The following is a 19,938-nucleotide window of genomic DNA, read 5'->3' as shown; positions in this document are numbered from 1 at the left end:
TCATGACCCGACGCCTCACCCACCAAAACACCCTCAACTGGCGCGACACCTGACCACAAACGAAACAGACAACCGAGAATCAAACGCTCACTAAGGGCAACGGAGACGCCTCGCGCCAGCGGGCCCGCCGCATCACCAGCGAGACCCCTGACCTGGAACAGTTCAGGGCCCCTGCACACGAGGAGCAGGGGCCCTGAATGGGGATCAGCAGAGCACTACTGGATCCACAGCTCCACGGCTTCGAGGTTCAGGGCCTTGCCCGCCTCGCCAATCTCGATCTCCGAGCCGGAGTCGGGCTTCTCCCAGCCAACGTTCTGCACGTGAGCCCGCCCCCACAGACCCAGGTAGCTGGGGCGGATAGAAACCTGCTCCATGGGACGCGCCTCGCCTGTGGTGCCCACTCGGATCACCTGACCGTCAGAAGCGCACTGAGGAGCTTGATCGCCAAAATCCCGCAGGTGGGCGTCTGCGCAGAAGGTTCCCAGGCCCCAAATCTGTATCTCAAGGGCCTCGATCGGCGTGTTCTGGCCGGTGTACCCGGCCTGGCCTCCATCGCACTTCCAGCCCTGCGTCCAACCGACGTTGGCAATGTGAGCTCGGTAGCAAACCTTCTCACCGGCCTCGGCTGCCTGAGCCACCCCACCAGTCACCAGCCCGAGACCGAGAACAGAACAAAACGCCAAGAGCAAACGGATCGTGCGTTGCACAACAACCTCTTCTTCAAATCAGCAGAGACAGGCGGCTGAAACATACAGCACGTTGATCAACATCCTGGGGGCCAGCACACACCACGGAGAGCACCATGACCGCCACCACCGCCCAGCAGCTCCAGACCATCGCCCGCCTCTGGCCTGACCTCCACGACGCCCTCGACACCGCCGACCGCATCTCCCGCTCTGTCCAGCGCGACCCGATCCAGCCCCCGCCGCCGGCCCGCGCCGCGGTCGCCCGCACCCGCGGGGAGCGCCTTGTCTGGGCCGACCGGGCCCGCCGGATCGAGCAGGCCCGGCAGGACTCGGCCGACACCCGCCGCCGGCACGCGACCGGCAGCGGCCGGACCGCGATCCGGGCCGCGCTGTGGCTGTCCGGACGCGTGGACGGACGGTCCGGACCGTTCCGCCCGCGCTCCACTGCCTGGTCAGCCGGGTGACGGTCGCCGGGGACAGGCCGGCCGTGCCGCCGAGGAACTGCTCCAGCGCCGGGACGAAGTCGCCGGAGGACAGGCCGTGCAGGTAGAGCAGCGGCAGCACCTCGGAGATCTTCGGGGACTTGCGGCACCACGGCGGCAGGATCTTTGAGGAGAACCGCTTGCGCTCGCCGGTCTCGTCGTCGATACGGCGGTCGTTCACCCGCGGGGCCTTGACCTCGACCGGTCCGGCGGCGGTGGCGACGGTCCTGGACTTGTGGTGGCCGTGGCCGTCTTGGCGGTCGCCGCCGGCGCTCGCACTGTTCCAAGGGCTGTCCGTCGATCCCCGGACAATCTTCTGAGCCGGGGATCCACGCATGACCGCACCCCCTCACACGCAAGCTGGACGTCTGCGGGAACATCCAGGCGCTGATTGACCTTTTGCTGACCCATGCCTGGCATCTGGGCCGCTGACCTGTGGTGATGCGGTATCCACGCGGGTTGTGGTGGAACTTCATCGGCCGCAGCCACGAGGACATCGCCGAGGCCCGTGAGGAGTGGGAGAAGGCCTCCGACCGCTTCGGCGAGGTCGCCGGCTACCCCGGCGACCGGGGCAGCGAGCATCTGATCGACTAGCCGGACCTGGTACGCCCAGGCCCTGGTCATCCCCTTCAACCCCCCGGCCCGCCACCCCGGGCCGGGGCGCCGGTATCTTCCTGCACGTCAACGGCAGAGGGCCCGAGGGCCGCGCCCGCAGGCACTCGCGAACATCGGACGAACGGGAAAAGAGATGCTGATGTGCGACCCCGGACGTGGGCGATGAAGAGCCGGCTCCTGTGGTCCGCGGCAGGCCTGGTCGTCCTCGCGGCAGTGACCGGCTGCAGGACGCAGCAGGCTCCGGGTCCGGGCACCGGGTCCGTGGAGGCCTCGGCACCCGCCACGGGCGCACCGGAGCCCTCGGGGAACGGCGCGGCGGATCTGCTGGCACGCGCCGAGGCGGCGATGGACGCCCAACCCGGGTGGACCTTCGCGGTGACGGGCGAGGAGTCACTGAAGCAGACCGGAGCGCCGGAGGACCAGGGCAGCGCCGCCTCGTACTCGGCCACGGTGGAGCGGACCGGCAGACCGGAGGCGCTGCACCAGAGCGGCTCGGTTCTCAGCAAGGGCGAGCGGAAGGCCGAGGAGGTGTTCGCCGCGGGCGGTACCGGATACGTGCGGGAAGGCGGTCCCGGTGCCCGCTGGACCAAAGGGCCGCTGACCGACGCGGAGATCGCCGCCAAGGTGGAGGACCCGCTGGCCGTGCTGGCCGACTTCACCACGTACATCGAACGGGGCGAGCGGATCGAGGTCGCCAGGACCGGCGGTGAGATCAAGATGCGGATGCGGATCCCCGCTGCGTACTTGGACGATCGAACGAAGCGGCCGGCTGTCGCGAAGGCCGCCCAGGAGTTCCGGCCCACCCTGGACAAGCTGCGGAAGGCCGGGGTCACGGTGGGCGAGGAGCGCATCGTACTGGCCGGGTTCGAGGAGACCCTCACCCTGGACGCGCGCACCTACCGGATGACCTCCTGTCGCTCCTCCTTCGGGTTCGCCCTCCCGCACGAGGGCCGGCAGATCCGATACGGGCAAGACCTCCGGTTCGACACGCGAGGTGTCTTCACCGGCCCGATCGAGGTCCCCGACACCGCGCGCTAGCCGTGCTCGACGGCGCCCACCAGGGCGGCCACGCGTTCACCCTTTCAGCGACTTCCTCTGACGTCGAGGAGTGCCCCGACAGCCGACAGCCGGTGGACAGCGGCCGTCGCCGGGCCGGGCAACCCCTGGGGGTCGGGGACGACCGCGCCGTCGGGCGACCGGCCGCCGCCGGGCGGGGTCGGCTTTCCCCGGGAGGCCGGAGTGCGATCGGCCCGTTCTCCCGTACGTCTCACTGGCCGTGCGGACGCTGCTGGACCTCCGCATCCGGTGCTTGGGGGTTCGGGCCCCGGAAGCGGGCCAGTGTCTTCGTGAGGGTCTTCCACGGCGAGGGGTCTTCCTTGGCCGTCGCCGACGACGCCGTCCGGGGTGCGCCGTTGCCGCTGGTCGCCTCGGCGAGGGCGTCGAGCGCCGACTCGGCGGCCTCCCGGTACAGGTCGCAGGAGGCCGTCATGGCTTCGAGTGCCTTGGCGTACCTGGTGACCATGGCCCGTGCGTGGGCCAGTTCCTCGGCGGCGGTGAGCAGGTGCCAGCCTTGGCGCAGCCGTGTCAGGACCTGTTCGGCGTCGGCCGGCAGCGGCTGGGGCAGTGAGGCGAACTCCTTGATCTTGTCGAGGAGTTCGGTGGGTTCCGTGCCGTCCAGGAAGACGTTGCGTACCGTGAAGCGCTCCGCGTCGTAATCGAGGACCTGCGGGGTCGGGGGCAGGATGACGGCGCCGCCGCGCGGTATCCCCACACCCAGCTCACGCTTCATCACGAAGTCGGCGATCAGCGCCTGCTCCGGCGTGGCCCGGTGTTCGACCACCCGGTGCCGCAGGCTCGGTGGCAGGAACGCCGTGATCGGCCGGCGTCCCAGGGCGTCCGGCGTCATCGCCTCGTGCACCACGACATGGATGAACCAGCTCTGCCGGGTGCAGGCCCGCAGCAGGCGGCGCAACTCGTCGTCGTCCTTCGGCAGGTGGTTCGTCGTCCGCAGGCGCACGTCCGGCACCGTCTCGTGGTCCCATGCGACCTGGTCGCTGTCGGGCCAGAACACGGTGGCCGGCGAGGGCCAGCTCGCCTCCCACGCCCGCTCGGCCTCGGCGGCGAGGACCCAGGTGACGCCCTCGCCCTTCGTGCGGCGGGACTCGGGCTCGTACGTGGTCAGTTGCGCGCGCACCGTGACGTCGTCGGCCACGCGCCAGCGGGCCTCGAAGACACGGCGGGCGGACGGGCCGGGGTCGGCGGACTCGTCCCGGGGGTACAGGTCGCTGGAACGCGCCGCCTCGACGGGGTCGAGGTCCAGGAAGTCGTCGATCACCCGGGCCGCCTTGAGGGCGAGCAGGTTGCGCCGGACGTCCCGCTCGGGCTCGGGCCCGAGGTGACGCCCACGACCGAGCCAGGCGGTGTCGGGGACGGTGGTCGGTGGAGTGCTGTTCTTGGCCATGGAACCGTTCCGTGGGCGATCAGGGCCCGACCAGTATGGTCCGCGGCCCGAACGAGGGAAGGGGTACCCCGCCCGCACCGTCGTGGATCGCATGCCGGGTCGACGGTCAAGGCGATCGAACCACAGGCGGCGCGGGACGCGGTCGTGCCGGCGGTGACGCTCCGGTCTGCCCGGAAGGCGGCCGGCCGGGGAACCCCGCCCCGGACACCGGGAGAAGTCCTTTCACGGGCATGAGCTGTTCGTCGACCGTTGCTCGACCAGGCGATGACGGAGGCGGCCACAGCAGGTCACCGCCGGGGCGGGCGGTGCGGCAGGCCTGGAGGGCGTCCGTCTGCGTCCTCCTGGCCCCACCCGCCCCGCCGGAGGGATCGTCAACGCCACGGGCGGGAGGCCCCTGCCCTGACGGCGCCGACATCGCCACCCTCGCCGTCGCCGCCGAAGGTACGGCGGTAGGCGGTGGGGGAGATGCCGAACGCGGTCCTCATGTGGACGCGCAGGGAGTTCCCGGAACCGAGCCCGGCACGGTGCGCCACCAGGTCGATCGGAAGATCGGTCGTCTCCAGGAGCTGCTTGGCGAGTTCGAGCCGCTGCGCCGTGAGCCATTGCCCGGGCGTCATGCCGACCTCGTCGCGGAACCGGCGGGTGAAGGAGCGCAGACTCATCCGGGCGTGTTCGGCGAGCCGGGCCAGCGTGAGCGGCTCCGCGAGGTGTTCGAGGGCCCAGGCGCGGGTGGCGGTGGTACTGGCCAGGGTGGGCTCGGGGACCGGACGGTCGATGAACTGGGCCTGCCCGCCGTCCCGCCAGGGCGGTACGACGCACATGCGGGCGGCGCGGTTGGCGGCCGCGGCGCCGTGGTCGCGGCGGATCATGTGCAGGCACAGGTCGACACCGGCGGCCACGCCCGCGGAGGTGAGCACGTCGCCGTCGTCGACGAACAGCACCTCCTCGTCGAGCTTGACGTCGGGGAAGGCCTGGCGGAACTCCAGGGCCAGGTTCCAGTGGGTGGTGGCCGGGCGGCCGTCGAGGAGACCGGCGGCGGCGAGCACGTACGACCCGGAGCAGATCGACACCAGCCGGGTGCCCGGCCTGATGCCGGCGATGGCGGCCCCGACCTCGGGCGGCAGCGGGCCTCCGCGGCTCAGCTCGGGCATGGCGTGCGTGGGCGGGACGATCACGGTGTCGGCTTCGGCGAGCGCCTCCGGGCCGGCCGCGGGCTGCACGGTGAAACCGGCGTCGCTGAGGACGGGGGCGCCGTCGGCCGTGCAGACGGTGACCTCGTAGAGGGGCCTGCCCTCGGCGTCCTCCACGCTTCCGAAGACCCGGGAGGGGATGCCCAGCTCGAAGGGGGGCACGCCCGGGAGGGCGAGCACGGCGATGCGGTGCGGACCCGTCCGCTCTTCCGCCCGCTCGTCCCCCATGGCCGTTCCAGGGATCTCGCTCATGGCCAGATCCTGTCACATAGTGGCTAGGAGGCCAACACCTCGCCGGGGCGGAATGCCCGATCGTGGAGTGGTCGCCGCCGGAAGGGATCCGGCGGCATCCCGATGAGAGACGAAAGCGAGGCGGACGGCATGCGTGCGGTGGTCGTGGAGCAGTGGGGCGGACCCGAGAACCTGGTCGAGCGCGAGGTGGAGCGCCCCGAGCCGGGCCTGAACGAGGTCCTGGTGCGGGTGCACGCGGCCGGGGTGAACCCGGTGGACTGGAAGACCCGCGCGAGCGGCGCCCTCATCGGGTGGGGCGACGTGCCCGTCCTCGGCTGGGACGTGTCCGGCACGGTCGAGGCCGTCGGCCCCGGCGTGGGGATCTTCCGCCCCGGCGACGAGGTCTTCGGGATGCCGCTGTTCCCGCGCCAGGCGGGAGGGTACGCCGAGTACGTGGTGGCACCGGCGCGCCATCTCGCGCCGAAGCCGTCGTCCCTCACGCACGTGGAGGCGGCCGCGCTGCCGCTCGCGGCCCTGACCGCCTGGCAGGCCCTCGTCGACGCGGCGGACGTACGCCCCGGCGAGCGCGTACTGGTGCATGCCGCGGCCGGAGGGGTCGGGCACCTCGCCGTGCAGATCGCCAAGGCCCGCGGCGCGTACGTCGTCGGCACCGCGAGCGCGGCCAAGCACGACCTGGTGCGGGAGCTGGGCGCCGACGAGGTGGTCGACTACCGCGCGGCCCGCTTCGAGGACGTCGTCTCCGACATCGACGTCGTGCTGGACGGTCTCGGAGGGGAGACGGCCGAGCGCTCCCTGAAGGTGCTCCGTGACGGCGGCAGGCTCATCACGCTGCCGGGCCCGGACGACGTGCCCGCGGCCCAGGACGGTGTACGGGCCGCGTGGGTCCTGGTCGAACCCGACCACCTCGGCCTGCGCGAGATCGCGGCCCTGGTGGAACGCGGCGCGCTGAGGCCGGTGGTCGACACCGTGCTGCCGCTCGCCGAGGCCGCGGAGGCCCACGCGATCGGTGAGCTGGGCCGCACGACGGGCAAGATCGTCCTGACGGTCGCCTGACCCCGTCCCACGCCCTACCGCCGGGCGGGCGCCCGCCTGACCCCGTCCTACGCCCTACCGCCCGGCCGGGCGCCCGCCTGCCCCGCCCCGGCGGACGGGGCGCCCGGCCCCAGCCCCGTGCCCTTGCGCTCGGCCTGCCGTGGCCGGTGGTCCCTCTTCGGCCAGGAGGGCGAGTTCACCCCGACGGGCCGGCACCGGAGACCCTCCTACGCGCCCGTCGTCGACGGCCGTGGCGACCGGGTCGAGCCCGGTGGGGAAGGGGTACGGGCATCGCGTCGGCGGCTTCACGCCACCCGGCCGTGCGGCGCCCTGCGTACGTCGGCTCACGCATCGGCCCCCTCCTTCCCCTGCTGCGCCAAGGCGACCAGATCGGCGTGGCGGATGACGGAGCCGCCCGCGCCCCAGGTGCCGTCCGGCTGTTCGTGGACCAGCACCCAGACCCGTAGGGCGTCGGCCGGAGCCAGGCCGGCGGCGGACAGGACCGTCTTCGTCGCGTCCTCGACGAGCCCGGCCTTGCGCCGCTCGGACAGGGCGCCCTTCGGCACGGTCGCCTCCACGAGGAAGCGGGGCGCGTCGTCCTCGGCGGTGGTCTGGGCCGCCTCGGGCAGCTCGACGAGGTAGCTCCACGCCTGGGCGCGGAAGAAGGCGGTGTCGGGCGCGCCTTCCCAGCGGAGCAGTACGCGGGCGAGGTCACGCTGAACAGCGGCGCGGGCTTCCCCTGTGAGGGCGCCGGCGGGGACGGTCAACCGGATCATGGGCACGGCCACTCCTATGACGACTGTTATAAACGCCGGTCACGGTAGACTATGACGTCCGTTATAGCCAGAGGGGAGTGCGTGGGTGGCCAAGGGCAGTACGCCGTCGCGCGAGCGGATCGTGGCCGGCGCCGCCGACATGATCAGCCGGCGCGGCCTGAGCGCGACGAGCATCCGGGAGATGGCCAAGCACGCCGAGGCGCCGCTGGGTTCGACGTACCACTACTTCCCCGAGGGCAAGCAGCAGTTGGCGGCCGAAGCCGTCCGGTTCACCGGTGAACGGGTCGCGGGCAGCCTGCGCAAGGAACTGGAGGCGGGCCCGGCGGAAGGCCTGAGGGCGTTCCTCGACCTGTGGCGCGGGATCGTCGTCGACAGCGACTTCCACGCCGGCTGCCCCATCCTCGCCGTGGCCATCGAGGAACCCCAGGACGATGAGACCCCGCCCGCGCTGACGGCCGCGGCCGAGGTCTTCGAGCGGTGGGAGGCCCTGCTGGCCGACTCGCTCCGGGCGCACGGCGCCGAGGCCGAGCAGGCCGCGCAGCTCGCCACGCTCGTCGTCGCCGCCGTCGAGGGCACGGTCGCCATGTGCCGCGCCAAACGCAGCACCGAGCCGCTCGACCGTACCGCCGGGCAGCTCCAGGCCCTCATCGCCGCCGCGACCGCGAAGTGAGCCCCCGCCCGGGCGTCTTCACCCCTCGGGGGAGACGCCCGGGCGAGGGGCGGGGTCACGTGCCGAGCGCGGCGCGGACGGCCCTGGCCTTCTCCTCCGTGAACACCCCGGTGTCCAGGAGCGCGAGGACGGACGTCACCCCGCCGCCCGAACCCCAGCTGCCCTCGTCGACGACGCGGAAGTCGACCCACCAGGTCGGCGACGGCTTCGCGAGGCCGCAGGTGTCGGCCATCGCGGCCAGGAGGCGTTCGACGACCGCGGTCCTGACCTCCTGCCGCCAGTCCCCGTCCATCACCGCCACGTCGATCGCCATCACGTCCCCGCCCCTCGCCGCCACGTCGATAGCCATCACGTCCGCGTCCGGGCCGATGTCCGCGAGGAGCCGTCCGCCGATGGCCATCATGTCGGGCTCGCGCTCGACGAGGTGGGCCTGGAAGCCGACCCGCGCGGGCGGGGCGAACTGCCCCACCTCGGGTACGAGCACCGCGTCCGTGATCACGTATCGTGCCGGCGGTGCCGGAGCATTCCTCCCGGCCCGGGAGAGGGACATCGCCGTGGCCGGCTCGATGCGGGCGCCTCGGCGCGGCGGCGGCGGGGGGCCATGCGAGACGACGGGCGTGGCGTTCGCGGTGGGCGGTGGTGGACCCCGGCGGTGCACCGGCTGTCGCAGCCCTCCCCGACGCCCGGACCGCCCCGCGCGAGAACCCCGCGCACCGCTGACACGCGACTCTCCCTTTCACCGACCCACCCGCCAACGAAAGGCACTCCCATGACCGAGCAGACCACCACCCCCGTCGTCCGGCGCGTGGACCCCCGGCACCGGTACGAGATCCTCGTCGACGGCGAACGCGCGGGCCTGACGGCCTATCGCGACCGCGACGACCGGCGGGTCTTCTTCCACACCGAGGTCGACGACGCCTACGCGGGCCAGGGCCTGGCCTCGATCCTCGTCGAGCAAGCCCTCACCGACGTCCGCGCCTCCGGGATGCGCATCGTCCCCGTCTGCCCCTACGTGGCGAAGTTCCTGAAGAAGCACGACGAGTTCGCGGACATCACCGACCCGGTGACGCCCGAGGTCCTCCAGTGGTTGGACGGACAGCTGAAGCGCTGACCCCCGGTCAACACGACGCACGCGAAGGCGAACGCTTCCCCCGTACGGACCAGTCGCGCACGCCCGGGTCCACCGGCCCCCCGCCTCGGGGGGCCGAACGGGTGGCCGAACCGGCGGATCCGTGGGGCGTCACTGGCCGACTCTCCGTCAGTTGGCCTGAATCCGGCTGGTCACCGGGATAAACATCGTTTCGAGCAAGATCACCACAAGGGGGTAATGGCCTCGGGCTCCCTGAGCGAGGCGGGCTCGGCGGCCGTTACTGTTCCCCGAGATCTGGACGGATTCCCAGATCTTCGCCCCCCTTTATCTTCTTTCACCGGTTTTCGGCGCACCCGTGCGCCGAAAACCGCCCTCGCGAAGGAGAGCTCGCCCGATGACCGTTGACGACCGCCCGGACGTACGGCTGGAGCCGCCCCGGCAGTCCAGTCTGAGCACCGCGGCCGCCCGCAACCTCGCCACCACCACCAAGTCCGCCCCCCAGATGCAGGAGATCAGCTCCCGCTGGCTGCTGCGGATGCTCCCCTGGGTGGAGACCAAGGGCGGCGCCTACCGGGTGAACCGTCGGCTGAGCTACACCGTCGGCGACGGACGCATCGAATTCGTCCAGGACGGCTCCCGCGTCCGCGTCATCCCCCGCGAACTCGGCGAACTCGCCCTGCTGCGCGGCTTCGAGGACGTCGACGTGCTCAACGCGCTCGCCGACCGGTGCGTCCAGCGCGACTTCAACGCCGGCGAGGTGCTCGTCCAGCGCGGGACGCCCGCCGAGCAGATCCACCTGATCGCCCACGGCCGCATCAGCCAGACCTCCGTCGGCAAGTACGGCGACGAGGTCGCCGTCGCCATCCTCGCCGACGGCGACCGCTTCGGTGAGAACGCCCTGCTGGACGCCGACGCCGGCTGGGACTACACCGCGACCGCCGAGACCTCCGGCACCCTGCTCACCCTCTCCCGCGCCGACTTCGCGAACATCCTCGCCTCGGCGCCGAGCCTCCAGGCCCACATCCACGAGTTCAGCTCGCTGCCCGACCAGCGGCAGAACAAGTACGGCGAGGCCGAGATCGCGATGTCGGCCGGCCACAAGGGCGAGGCCGACATCCCCGGCGCCTTCGTCGACTACGAGCTCAAGCCGCGCGAGTACGAACTCTCCGTCGCCCAGACCGTCCTCAAGGTCCACACCCGGGTCGCCGACCTCTACAACGGGCCGATGAACCAGACGGAGGAGCAGCTCAGGCTCACCATCGAGGCGCTCCGCGAGCGCCAGGAGCACGAGCTCATCAACAACCCGGAGTTCGGCCTGCTCCCCAACGCCGACTTCAAGCAGCGGATCCAGCCGCACTCCGGCCCGCCCACCCCGGACGACCTCGACGAGCTGCTCTGCCGCCGCCGCAGCACCAAGCTCTTCCTCGCCCACCCGCGGACGATCGCGGCGATCGGGCGCGAGTGGAACCGCGCCGGGCTCTACCCGGACACCATCGAGCTCCAGGGGCACCGGGTCCCGGCCTGGCGCGGAGTGCCGATCCTGCCCTGCAACAAGATCCCCATCAGCAAGGAGAACACCAGCTCGATCCTCGCCATGCGTCTCGGCGAGGACAACCAGGGCGTCATCGGTCTGCGCCAGACCGGTCTGCCCGAGGAGTACGAGCCGGGCCTGTCGGTGCGGTTCATGGGCATCAGCGAGCAGGCGATCATGTCGTACCTCGTCACGACGTACTACTCCGCCGCCGTCCTGGTCCCGAACGCGCTCGGCGTCCTGGAGAACGTGCAGATCGCGCGCCGGCGCGACTAGATCCCCCCCGCAGGCCACCACCACCCGGACCATCCGGGCCGGGTCGGCGTGCCCGGAATCCGGGACGGCCCACCCCTCTTCCCAAGGAGTCACGGATGCCCGATCCCGGGCTTTCCCCTCTGCAGTCCAGCCTGCCCGGCGCCGCGGACCACTTCGGGACCCACGTCCTCGCCGCCGCCGCGGCCCGCGCCGAGGCCGAGGCCCTCGGCCTCGCCCCTCCGCAGGCCGTCCCCACCGCGGTGCCCCCGGCCGAACCCGCCGCCACCCGGCCCGAGGTGGCGAGGGTCCTGGGCGGCCCCACCGGCCTGGGCACGGCGAGCCTGTCCCTGGTCCCGCGCGAGGAGCTCCCTCGCGCGGCGTCCCCGGCGCCCCCAGCCGCGGCGCCGGCGGACGCCCTGATCATCCCGGGCCTCTACTGGCACCCGGTGCCGGAGCCGGACCCGGTGCGGGTGGAGGAGGTCAGCCTCCGCATCAAGTCCTGGGCGCTCGACGAGATCCAGCTCTACCCCGAGGACTGGGAGGGCGACTTCGACGGGTTCCACGTCGGGCGCTACATGGTGGCCTGCCACCCGGACGCCCCGACCATCGAGCACCTCATGGTCGCCGCCCGGCTGATGGTCGCCGAGAACGCCGTCGACGACTGCTACTGCGAGGACCTCGGCGGTTCGCCCGTCGGTCTGGGCGGACGGCTCCTCCTCGCGCACACCGCCCTGGACCCGCTGCACTCGACGGCGGAGTACCAGCCGGTGTGGGCGGAGTCGCTCCACGCGGACGCGCCCCGGCGCTCCTACCGCTCCGCCATGGAGTACTTCGTCCGACTGGCGACCCCCTCCCAGGCCGACCGGTTCCGGCACGACATGGCCCGGCTGCACATGGGCTATCTCGCCGAGGCCGCGTGGGACGAGACGAACCACGTGCCGGAGGTGTGGGAGTACCTGGTGATGCGGCAGTTCAACAACTTCCGCCCCTGTCCCACCATCACCGACACCGTCGGCGGCTACGAACTCCCCGCCGACCTGCACGCCCAGCCGGCCATGCAGCGGGTCCTGGCCCTCGCCGGCAACGCCAGCACCATCGTCAACGACCTGTACTCGTACACCAAGGAACTCGCCAGCCCCGGCCGGCACATGAACCTGCCCGTGGTGCTCGCCGAGCAGGAGTCCCTCTCGGAGAAGGACGCCTATCTGAAGGCCGTCGAGGTCCACAACGAGATCATGCGTGACTTCGAGGCCGCGTCCGCCGAACTGGCCGCCGCCTGCCCCGTCCCCAGTGTCCTTCGCTTCCTGCGCGGAGTGGCCGTGTGGGTGGACGGCAACCACTACTGGCACCAGACCAACACGTACCGCTACAGCCTGCCCGATTTCTGGTAAGAAGGATTCATCTGTGACCAACACCGAGCTCCCCACCGTCAACGGCACCTCCGCGTTCGTCCCCGGCCCGGCGACGCCGTACCAGGGAGACATCGCCCGTTACTGGAACGCCGAGGCGAGGCCCGTGAACCTGCGCCTCGGTGATGTCGACGGGCTGTACCACCACCACTACGGCATCGGTGCCGTCGACCACGCCGCCCTCGGGGACGTCGAGGACAGCGAGTACGAGAAGAAGCTGATCGCCGAGCTGCACCGCCTGGAGTCGGCGCAGGCCGAGCTCCTCCTGGACCACCTGGGCCCCATCGGCCGCGAGGACACCCTCGTCGATGCCGGCTGCGGCCGCGGCGGTTCGAGCGTGATGGCCCACCAGCGCTTCGGCTGCAAGGTCGAGGGCGTCACCCTCTCCTCCACGCAGGCCGAGTTCGGCAACCAGCGCGCCAAGGAGCTGGGCATCGAGGACCACGTCCACGCCCAGGTCTGCAACATGCTCGACACCCCCTTCGAGAAGGGCAGCATCGCCGCCTCGTGGAACAACGAGTCGAGCATGTACGTCGACCTGGACGACCTGTTCGCCGAGCACTCCCGGTTCCTCAGGGTCGGCGGCCGCTACGTGACCATCACCGGCTGCTGGAACCCGAAGTACGGGCAGCCCTCGAAGTGGGTCTCCCAGATCAACGCGCACTTCGAGTGCAACATCCACTCCCGCCGTGAGTACCTGCGCGCGATGGCCGACAACCGGCTCGTCCCGCAGGCCGTCATCGACCTCACGCCGGACACCCTGCCCTACTGGGAGCTGCGGGCCACGTCCTCGCTGGTCACCGGCATCGAGGAGGCGTTCATCGAGTCGTACAGGGACGGCTCCTTCCAGTACGTCCTGATCGCCGCCGACCGCGTCTGACCCGACGGCGGTACGGAAAAGGGACGGGCCCGTCGTCCGACGGGCCCGTCCCTCGTGTCATGCGGCCGGAGCCTTCTCCTTCTCGGCGGTCTCGGCGGCCGGTGCGCTCACCCGCTCGGTACGGGGCGCCTGACCGGCCCGCAGGCCGAGGCGGGCGATGACGGCGACGAGCGCGAAGGCGACGGCGCCGATCCCGAAGGTGAGGGTGAAGCCGGACTCGGCGGGCAGGGCCGGGACGCCGGCGGGCAGGTGCTCGATCGTCTTCGAGGCCAGGATCGTGGTGACCACGGCGCTGCCGATCGCGCTGCCGGTGGAGCGGGAGATGGAGTTGATGCCGTTGGCGATGCCGCTCTGGTGGTGCGGGACGCTCGCCATGATGACGGCGGGCATGGCTGCGTAGCCGAAGCTGACGGCCGCGCCGACGATCACGCCGGCGCCGATCACCGAGGCGGTGTGGCCGTGGTCGAGGCCGAGCCAGCCGAAGCCCACGGCGCCCAGGACGGCGGCCAGGGTCAGCGCGGTGCGCGGACCGCGGTGGCGGACGAGCCGGCCGCCGATCGGCGAGGCGAGCAGGGAGACGATCGCGCCGGGCAGCAGGAACTCGACGGAGGCCCGCAGGATGGAGGCGCCGAAGCCGTAACCGGTGAGGGCCTCGGGCATCTGGACGAGGTACGAGACGCCCAGGAAGTTCGCGAACATGCCGAAGCCGACGAGGACGCCGGCCAGGTTGGCCATGAGGACCGGCCGGTGCACGAACATCCGCATGTCGACGAGGGGCTCGCGGACCTTGAGCTCGGTGAGGACCCAGACGACGGTCATGACGGCCGCGCCGGCGAAGCTGCCGAGGGTGCGGCCGGAGGTCCAGCCCCACTCGTGGCCCTGCGAGATCGGCAGCAGGAGCAGCAGCAGGGTGGCGCCGAGGGTGAGCGCGCCGAGGAAGTCGGTGCGGCCGCCGGTCTTGTGGCGGGTCGCGGGGACCAGGAACACGACCGCGAGCAGGGCGATCGCGGCGAAGCCGGTGGCCATCCAGAAGGCGCTGCGGTAGTCGGCGTCGGAGCCGGAGGTGAGCAGGCCGGTGGCGACGAGCGCGAGGCCGCTGCCGAAGGCCAGGGTGCCGCTGACGAGGGACATCGCGCCGGGCAGCTTCTGCGGGCGGACCTCCTCGCGCAGCACGGACAGGGCCAGCGGGAAGATCGCGGTGGCGGCGCCCTGGAGGACGCGGCCGAGGACCAGCAGGGGGAGCGAGGTCGCCAGGGCCGCGACGACGGAGCCGGCGACCATGACGCCGAGGACGGCGACGAGGGTGGGCTTCTTGCCGTGCTGGTCGCCGAAGCGGCCGAGCAGCGGGGTGAAGACGGCGGCGGAGAGCAGCGTGGCGGTGGTCACCCAGCTCACGTTCGCGGCCGAGGTGCCGAGGTCGGCGCGGATGAGGCCGAGGATCGGGACCGGCAGGGTCTGCATCATCGACACGACCATGGCGGCGAGGCTCAGCGCGAAGACGACGAGCGTCTCGCGCCGGGGGTCGGCGGCGGGCGGGGTGGTCTCGTGACTCATGTGGGGGCCTTCTCGGTGCTTCACGTCGTAGATCGTTGATGTCATCAAGTAATACGACGAAGGTAGGCCCGGATGCTTGAGGAGGTCAAGTAAATGCTTGAGGTTCTTAAGTAAACAATTGATAATGTCAAGGATCGTGAGTACGCTCGAAGCATGAGCGCGACGACCCCCGAGACGCCCACCAAGCTCCAGCTCCTTGAGCTCCTCGCAGCCATCGGCACGGCCCAGTGGCGCGACTTCGCCGCGGCCGCCGCCCACCACGGACTGACCTCCACCCAGGCCAAGGTGCTCGCCCAGCTCGACGGCCCGCTGCCGATGCGCGCCCTCGCCACGCTGCTGGTCTGCGACGCCTCGAACGTCACCGGGATCGTGGACCGCCTGGAAGGACGCGGCCTCGTGCGCCGCGAGGCCGACGCCTCCGACCGACGCGTCAAGAACGTCGTGGCGACCGACGAGGGCCGGGACGTCATCCGGCGGGTCCGCGAGGAGATGCAGACGACCCACGGCGCCCTCGACACGCTCGGCGCGGAGGACAGCGCCACCCTGTACGCCCTGCTCGCGCGGCTGCGCCCGGGCATGGAGAAGGACGCCTGACGGGAAGTCCCGTACAGGCGTCCGTACCCCCGTCTCAGTCCCGGCGCTCCCCGAACGCCTTCAGGATCTCCTCGGCGGCCAGCGTCGCCGTCAGCTCGCCGTCCCTGACCCGCCGCTCCAGCGAGGGCGTGGCCTCCTGCACCGCCGGGTCGGTGTGCAGCCGCCGCAGCAGCTCCTCGCGGACCATCGTCCAGGTCCAGTCGACCTGCTGGTCCTGGCGCTTGGCGGTGAGGCGGCCCGTGGAGTCGAGCAGTGTCCGGTGCTGCCGCAGCCGCTCCCACACCTCGTCGAGACCGGCCGACTCCCGCGCGCTGCAGCTGAGGACCGGCGGCGTCCAGACGGCGTCGGCGCCGTGCATCAGCCGCAGCGCACCCGCCAGCTCACGCGCGGCGGCACGGGCGTCGCGCTCGTGCGGGCCGTCCGCCTTGTTGACGGCGACCACGTCGGCCAGCTCCAGGACGCCCTTCTTGATGCCCTGGAGCTGATCGCCCGTACGGGCCAGGGTGAGCAGCAGGAACGAGTCGACCATGTTCGCCACGGCGGTCTCGGACTGGCCGACGCCCACCGTCTCCACGAGCACCACGTCGTATCCCGCGGCCTCCATCACGACCATCGACTCCCGCGTCGCCTTCGCGACGCCGCCGAGCGTACCCGCGCTGGGGGAGGGGCGGACGAAGGCCGCCGGGTCGACGGCGAGCCGCTCCATCCGCGTCTTGTCGCCGAGGATGGAGCCGCCCGTACGGGTCGACGACGGGTCGACGGCCAGCACCGCCACCCGGTGACCGAGCCCGGTCAGCATCGTCCCGAACGCGTCGATGAAGGTCGACTTCCCGACCCCCGGCACCCCGCTGATCCCGATCCGCACGGCCTTGCCGCTGTGCGGCAGGAGCTCCGTGAGGAGCTCCTGCGCCAGCGCACGGTGCTGGGGGCGGGTCGACTCGACGAGGGTGATCGCCCGTGCGATCACCGCCCGCTTCCCGTCGAGCACGCCCTTCACGTACGTGTCGAGACCGATCACAGGTCGTGCCCGAGGTCGGCCGCCAGCCGGGTCACCAGGTCGTGGGCCGCGTCGGGGATCACCGTCCCCGGCGGGAACACGGCCGCCGCGCCCATCTCCAGGAGCGTCGCCACGTCCTGCGGGGGGATGACACCGCCGACCACGATCATGATGTCCTCGCGGCCCTCCGCCGCCAGCTCCTCCCGCAGCGCCGGCACGAGGGTGAGGTGACCCGCGGCCAGCGACGAGACCCCGACGATGTGCACGTCCGCCTCCACGGCCTGACGGGCCACCTCGGCCGGGGTCTGGAACAGCGGGCCGACGTCCACGTCGAAGCCCAGGTCGGCGAAGGCGGTGGAGATCACCTTCTGGCCGCGGTCGTGCCCGTCCTGGCCCATCTTGGCGACCAGGATGCGCGGCCGCCGGCCCTCGGCCTCGCCGAAGGCGTCGACCAGGGCCCGGGTGCGCTCCACGGAGGGGGACTCGCCTGTCTCGTTGCGGTACACACCGGAGATCGTACGGATCTGCGCCGCGTGCCGGCCGTACACCTTCTCCAGGGCCTCCGAGATCTCGCCGACGGTGGCCTTCGCACGGGCCGCGCGCACCGCGAGCTCCAGGAGGTTGCCGTCGCCGCCCGCGGCCCGGGTGAGCGCGTCGAGCGCGTCCCGGCAGGCGGTCTCGTCGCGCTCCTCGCGCAGCCGCCGCAGCTTGGCGATCTGCTGGGCGCGGACGGAGGAGTTGTCGACCTTGAGGACGTCGATCTGCTCGTCGGACGCCACCCGGTACTTGTTGACGCCGATCACCGGCTGCCGGCCGGAGTCGATGCGGGCCTGGGTGCGGGCCGCCGCCTCCTCCACGCGCAGCTTCGGGATGCCCGCGTCGATGGCCTTGGCCATGCCCCCGGCCTGCTCGACCTCCTGGATGTGCTGCCAGGCGCGGCGGGCCAGGTCGTAGGTCAGCTTCTCGACGTACGCGCTGCCGCCCCACGGGTCGATCGTCCGGCAGGTGCCCGACTCCTGCTGGAGGAGCAGCTGCGTGTTCCGCGCGATGCGCGCCGAGAAGTCGGTGGGCAGCGCGAGCGCCTCGTCGAGGGCGTTGGTGTGCAGCGACTGGGTGTGGCCCTGGGTGGCCGCCATCGCCTCCACGCAGGTGCGCGTGACGTTGTTGAACACGTCCTGTGCGGTCAGCGACCAGCCGGAGGTCTGCGAATGCGTCCGCAGGGACAGGGACTTGGCGTTCTGCGGGTCGAACTGCTTCACCAGCTTCGCCCAAAGGAGACGCGCGGCGCGCAGCTTGGCGATCTCCATGAAGAAGTTCATGCCGATCGCCCAGAAGAACGACAGGCGCGGCGCGAACGCGTCCACGTCGAGCCCGGCCTCGCGCCCCGCGCGGATGTACTCCACACCGTCCGCCAGCGTGTACGCCAGCTCCAGGTCGGCCGTCGCGCCCGCCTCCTGGATGTGGTACCCGGAGATGGAGATGGAGTTGTAGCGCGGCATCCGCTGCGAGGTGTACGCGAAGATGTCGGAGATGATCCGCATCGAAGGACCGGGCGGATAGATGTACGTGTTGCGGACCATGAACTCCTTGAGGATGTCGTTCTGGATGGTCCCGGCCAGCTTCTCGGCAGGTACGCCCTGCTCCTCGGCGGCCACGATGTACAGCGCGAGGACCGGCAGCACCGCGCCGTTCATCGTCATCGACACGGACATCTTGTCCAGCGGGATGCCGTCGAACAGCTGCCGCATGTCGTAGATCGAGTCGATGGCCACGCCGGCCATGCCGACGTCACCGGTGACGCGCGGGTGGTCGCTGTCGTAACCGCGGTGGGTCGGCAGGTCGAAGGCGACCGACAGACCCTTCTGCCCGGCCGCGAGGTTGCGCCGGTAGAAGGCGTTCGACTCCTCGGCCGTGGAGAAGCCCGCGTACTGACGGATCGTCCAGGGCTGGTTGACGTACATCGTCGGGTACGGGCCGCGCAGGTACGGGGCCACGCCCGGGAGGGTGTCCAGGAAGTCGAGGCCCTCCAGGTCCTGCCCGGTGTAGAGCGGCTTGACGGCGATGCCCTCCGGGGTCTCCCACAGCAGGTCGTCACCGCCCGCCGCCTTCTTCACGGCCGAGCGCCACTCGTCAGGGCCGCCGGCGGCGGCCTGTGCCCCGAGCTCGATCCCGGAGAAATCGGGGATGGACATCAGGACACTCCCATGCGGTCGAGGGCGGTGGAGAGGAGGGCGACGGCGTCGCAGCCGGCGAAGACGTACGTGTCGACACCGGCGTACGACCCCGGGCGCCCGGCGAGGAGGACGTGCTCGGCCCCGGCCGCGCGCAGCTCCCCGGCGGCGGCCTCCGCCCCCTCCTCGTACAGTGCGTCGCTGGAGCACAGGCAGGCCTCGCGGGCGCCGCTCTCCTCGAACGTGCCCTCGGTGACGGCCTCGATGCCGCCCGCCTGGAAGAGGTTCGCGGCGAACGTGAGCCGGGCCGAGTGCGCGGCCGCCGGGCCGAGCGCCGCCAGGTAGACGCGGGGCCGGGCGCCGGTCGCCGCGAGGTGGGCGTCGGAACGGGCGCGCAGCGCCTCGTACGCCTCGTCGCGCCGCACGCGCGGGAGGCCGCCGGACAGCGGTTCGGGCGCGGGCGCGCGGTCCACGGGCTTCTCCGCGAGGTGCGGGAACTCGCTGACGCCGGTGATCGGTTCGCGGCGGGTGGCGAGCTTCCTGCTGCGCGCGGCCCAGGTCTCGGCGAGCCGCTCGCCGACCGTGCCGGAGCGCAGCGCGGCGGCCTGGCCGCCCTCCCGCTCGATGGTCTGGAAGAACTCCCAGGCGGCGTGCGCGAGTTCGTCGGTGAGGCGCTCCACGTACCAGGAACCGCCCGCCGGGTCGATCACCCGGGACAGGTGGGACTCCTCGATGAGGACGCTGGAGGTGTTGCGGGCGATCCGGCGGGAGAACGCGTCCGGCAGGCCCAGCGCGTCGTCGAAGGGCAGCACGGTGACGCTGTCGGCGCCGCCCACGCCCGCCGCGAGCGTCGCGATGGTCGTGCGCAGCATGTTCACCCACGGGTCGCGGCGCGTCATCATCACCGGCGAGGTCACCGCGTGCTGGCGCTGCGCGCCCGCCTCCGGGGCGCCGCAGGCCTCGGCCACCCGGGCCCACAGGCGGCGCGCGGCGCGCAGCTTCGCGATCGTCAGGAACTGGTCGGCGGTGGCCGCGTAGCGGAACTCCAGCTGGCCGCACGCCTCCGTGACGCTCAGTCCGGCCTCGGTCAGCCCGCGCAGGTACGCGACGCCGGTCGCGAGCGAGCAGCCCAGCTCCTGCGCGGCCGAGCCGCCGGCCTCGTGGTACGGCAGGGCGTCCACGGTCAGGGCCCGCAGCCCCGGGTACCGGCCGGCTCATCGGCGAGCCCGGCGTCGGCAAGACCGCCATCGTGGAGGGCCTCGCGCAGCGCATCGTCGCGGACGAGGTCCCCGA

Annotated in this window: 17 protein-coding genes and 3 pseudogenes; 10 read left to right on the top strand and 10 right to left on the bottom strand. The window is 71.8% G+C overall.

Annotated elements, in window-relative coordinates:
• Positions 1 to 215: 215 nt before the first annotated feature.
• Positions 216 to 707 (bottom strand): hypothetical protein, encoded by a 492-nt coding sequence (locus ABZ318_RS32960; RefSeq protein WP_356906113.1) that lies wholly within the window; start codon positions 705 to 707, stop codon positions 216 to 218.
• Positions 708 to 802: 95 nt separating this feature from the next.
• On the opposite strand from ABZ318_RS32960, the gene ABZ318_RS32955 reads away from it, so the two are divergent.
• The gene (locus tag ABZ318_RS32955; RefSeq protein ID WP_356906115.1) at positions 803 to 1,150 is read left to right on the top strand and encodes a hypothetical protein; all 348 of its coding nucleotides are present in this window, start codon (positions 803 to 805) and stop codon (positions 1,148 to 1,150) included.
• Here ABZ318_RS32955 and ABZ318_RS32950 read toward each other — a convergent pair.
• Positions 1,128 to 1,415 (bottom strand): annotated as a pseudogene (locus ABZ318_RS32950) (transposase); the annotation flags it as partial. The gene ABZ318_RS32955 and the pseudogene ABZ318_RS32950 sit on opposite strands and share 23 nt — an antisense overlap.
• Positions 1,416 to 1,627: 212 nt before the next feature.
• Between ABZ318_RS32950 and ABZ318_RS32945 the strand changes: the two are divergent.
• Together ABZ318_RS32945 and ABZ318_RS32940 are read left to right on the top strand one after the other, a co-directional pair.
• Positions 1,628 to 1,923: pseudogene (locus ABZ318_RS32945) on the top strand (hypothetical protein); the annotation flags it as partial.
• A gap of 22 nt (positions 1,924 to 1,945) precedes the next feature.
• On the top strand, positions 1,946 to 2,821 hold the full coding sequence (locus ABZ318_RS32940) for a hypothetical protein (RefSeq protein WP_356906112.1): 876 nt from the start codon (positions 1,946 to 1,948) through the stop codon (positions 2,819 to 2,821).
• A gap of 229 nt (positions 2,822 to 3,050) precedes the next feature.
• Here the strand turns inward: ABZ318_RS32940 and ABZ318_RS32935 are convergent, their stop codons facing one another.
• Together ABZ318_RS32935 and ABZ318_RS32930 are read right to left on the bottom strand one after the other, a co-directional pair.
• A complete protein-coding gene (locus ABZ318_RS32935; protein ID WP_356906111.1) occupies positions 3,051 to 4,244 on the bottom strand; it encodes a hypothetical protein in 1,194 nt (397 codons plus the stop codon).
• 371 nt (positions 4,245 to 4,615) lie between these two features.
• Positions 4,616 to 5,686, bottom strand: coding sequence for a helix-turn-helix domain-containing protein (locus tag ABZ318_RS32930; RefSeq protein ID WP_356906110.1), 1,071 nt, complete (start codon positions 5,684 to 5,686; stop codon positions 4,616 to 4,618).
• A 129-nt stretch (positions 5,687 to 5,815) separates the two neighbouring features.
• On the opposite strand from ABZ318_RS32930, the gene ABZ318_RS32925 reads away from it, so the two are divergent.
• Complete coding sequence (locus ABZ318_RS32925) at positions 5,816 to 6,739, top strand: NADP-dependent oxidoreductase (RefSeq protein WP_356906114.1); 924 nt, start codon at positions 5,816 to 5,818, stop codon at positions 6,737 to 6,739.
• 323 nt (positions 6,740 to 7,062) lie between these two features.
• On the opposite strand, the gene ABZ318_RS32920 is transcribed toward ABZ318_RS32925, so the two are convergent.
• Positions 7,063 to 7,500 carry a tautomerase family protein gene (locus ABZ318_RS32920; RefSeq protein WP_356906109.1) on the bottom strand — a complete coding sequence of 146 codons (438 nt, stop codon included), beginning with the start codon at positions 7,498 to 7,500 and terminating at the stop codon, positions 7,063 to 7,065.
• Between the two features lie 79 nt (positions 7,501 to 7,579).
• Here ABZ318_RS32920 and ABZ318_RS32915 point away from each other — a divergent pair, with 79 nt between their 5' ends.
• The gene (locus tag ABZ318_RS32915) at positions 7,580 to 8,164 is read left to right on the top strand and encodes a TetR/AcrR family transcriptional regulator (RefSeq protein WP_356906108.1); all 585 of its coding nucleotides are present in this window, start codon (positions 7,580 to 7,582) and stop codon (positions 8,162 to 8,164) included.
• 55 nt (positions 8,165 to 8,219) lie between these two features.
• On the opposite strand, the gene ABZ318_RS32910 is transcribed toward ABZ318_RS32915, so the two are convergent.
• Positions 8,220 to 8,714, bottom strand: coding sequence for a tautomerase enzyme (locus ABZ318_RS32910; protein ID WP_356906107.1), 495 nt, complete (start codon positions 8,712 to 8,714; stop codon positions 8,220 to 8,222).
• 219 nt (positions 8,715 to 8,933) lie between these two features.
• On the opposite strand from ABZ318_RS32910, the gene ABZ318_RS32905 reads away from it, so the two are divergent.
• From ABZ318_RS32905 to ABZ318_RS32890, 4 genes are all read left to right on the top strand, one after another.
• On the top strand, positions 8,934 to 9,275 hold the full coding sequence (locus ABZ318_RS32905) for a GNAT family N-acetyltransferase (protein ID WP_356906106.1): 342 nt from the start codon (positions 8,934 to 8,936) through the stop codon (positions 9,273 to 9,275).
• A 373-nt stretch (positions 9,276 to 9,648) separates the two neighbouring features.
• Entirely contained in the window at positions 9,649 to 11,061 is a 1,413-nt protein-coding gene (locus tag ABZ318_RS32900; RefSeq protein WP_356906105.1) for a family 2B encapsulin nanocompartment shell protein, read from the top strand.
• Between the two features lie 95 nt (positions 11,062 to 11,156).
• Positions 11,157 to 12,431, top strand: a complete 1,275-nt coding sequence (locus ABZ318_RS32895; protein WP_356906104.1) for a family 2 encapsulin nanocompartment cargo protein terpene cyclase — start codon at positions 11,157 to 11,159, stop codon at positions 12,429 to 12,431.
• 13 nt (positions 12,432 to 12,444) lie between these two features.
• Positions 12,445 to 13,329 carry a geranyl diphosphate 2-C-methyltransferase gene (locus ABZ318_RS32890; RefSeq protein WP_356906103.1) on the top strand — a complete coding sequence of 295 codons (885 nt, stop codon included), beginning with the start codon at positions 12,445 to 12,447 and terminating at the stop codon, positions 13,327 to 13,329.
• Positions 13,330 to 13,386: 57 nt separating this feature from the next.
• Here ABZ318_RS32890 and ABZ318_RS32885 read toward each other — a convergent pair whose 3' ends face one another.
• Positions 13,387 to 14,883 carry an MFS transporter gene (locus ABZ318_RS32885; protein ID WP_356906102.1) on the bottom strand — a complete coding sequence of 499 codons (1,497 nt, stop codon included), beginning with the start codon at positions 14,881 to 14,883 and terminating at the stop codon, positions 13,387 to 13,389.
• Positions 14,884 to 15,036: 153 nt separating this feature from the next.
• Here ABZ318_RS32885 and ABZ318_RS32880 point away from each other — a divergent pair, with 153 nt between their 5' ends.
• The gene (locus tag ABZ318_RS32880) at positions 15,037 to 15,477 is read left to right on the top strand and encodes a MarR family transcriptional regulator (RefSeq protein WP_356906101.1); all 441 of its coding nucleotides are present in this window, start codon (positions 15,037 to 15,039) and stop codon (positions 15,475 to 15,477) included.
• A gap of 34 nt (positions 15,478 to 15,511) precedes the next feature.
• Here the strand turns inward: ABZ318_RS32880 and meaB are convergent, their stop codons facing one another.
• The 3 genes and pseudogenes from meaB to ABZ318_RS32865 all read right to left on the bottom strand — a co-directional run.
• On the bottom strand, positions 15,512 to 16,495 hold the full coding sequence (meaB, locus tag ABZ318_RS32875) for a methylmalonyl Co-A mutase-associated GTPase MeaB (protein ID WP_356906100.1): 984 nt from the start codon (positions 16,493 to 16,495) through the stop codon (positions 15,512 to 15,514).
• The gene (gene scpA / locus ABZ318_RS32870; RefSeq protein ID WP_356906099.1) at positions 16,492 to 18,666 is read right to left on the bottom strand and encodes a methylmalonyl-CoA mutase; all 2,175 of its coding nucleotides are present in this window, start codon (positions 18,664 to 18,666) and stop codon (positions 16,492 to 16,494) included. The genes meaB and scpA overlap by 4 nt, the downstream gene beginning before the upstream one ends.
• Positions 18,666 to 19,853, bottom strand: a pseudogene (locus ABZ318_RS32865) (methylmalonyl-CoA mutase family protein); the annotation flags it as partial. The gene scpA and the pseudogene ABZ318_RS32865, both read right to left, overlap by 1 nt.
• Between the last annotated feature and the right edge of the window lie 85 nt (positions 19,854 to 19,938).

The organism is Streptomyces sp. NPDC006197 (assembly GCF_040613865.1).
GTDB lineage: Bacteria > Actinomycetota > Actinomycetes > Streptomycetales > Streptomycetaceae > Streptomyces.
This window is presented reverse-complemented; position numbering and strand designations above follow the sequence as displayed.

Coding starts and splice junctions, on each gene's coding strand:
- ABZ318_RS32955 (WP_356906115.1), top strand. CDS start 803: ATGACCGCCACCACCGCCCAGCAGCTCCAGACCATCGCCCGCCTCTGG.
- ABZ318_RS32940 (WP_356906112.1), top strand. CDS start 1,946: ATGAAGAGCCGGCTCCTGTGGTCCGCGGCAGGCCTGGTCGTCCTCGCG.
- ABZ318_RS32935 (WP_356906111.1), bottom strand. CDS start 4,244: ATGGCCAAGAACAGCACTCCACCGACCACCGTCCCCGACACCGCCTGG.
- ABZ318_RS32930 (WP_356906110.1), bottom strand. CDS start 5,686: ATGAGCGAGATCCCTGGAACGGCCATGGGGGACGAGCGGGCGGAAGAG.
- ABZ318_RS32925 (WP_356906114.1), top strand. CDS start 5,816: ATGCGTGCGGTGGTCGTGGAGCAGTGGGGCGGACCCGAGAACCTGGTC.
- ABZ318_RS32910 (WP_356906107.1), bottom strand. CDS start 8,714: ATGTCCCTCTCCCGGGCCGGGAGGAATGCTCCGGCACCGCCGGCACGA.
- ABZ318_RS32905 (WP_356906106.1), top strand. CDS start 8,934: ATGACCGAGCAGACCACCACCCCCGTCGTCCGGCGCGTGGACCCCCGG.
- ABZ318_RS32900 (WP_356906105.1), top strand. CDS start 9,649: ATGACCGTTGACGACCGCCCGGACGTACGGCTGGAGCCGCCCCGGCAG.
- ABZ318_RS32895 (WP_356906104.1), top strand. CDS start 11,157: ATGCCCGATCCCGGGCTTTCCCCTCTGCAGTCCAGCCTGCCCGGCGCC.
- ABZ318_RS32885 (WP_356906102.1), bottom strand. CDS start 14,883: ATGAGTCACGAGACCACCCCGCCCGCCGCCGACCCCCGGCGCGAGACG.
- ABZ318_RS32880 (WP_356906101.1), top strand. CDS start 15,037: ATGAGCGCGACGACCCCCGAGACGCCCACCAAGCTCCAGCTCCTTGAG.
- scpA (WP_356906099.1), bottom strand. CDS start 18,666: ATGTCCATCCCCGATTTCTCCGGGATCGAGCTCGGGGCACAGGCCGCC.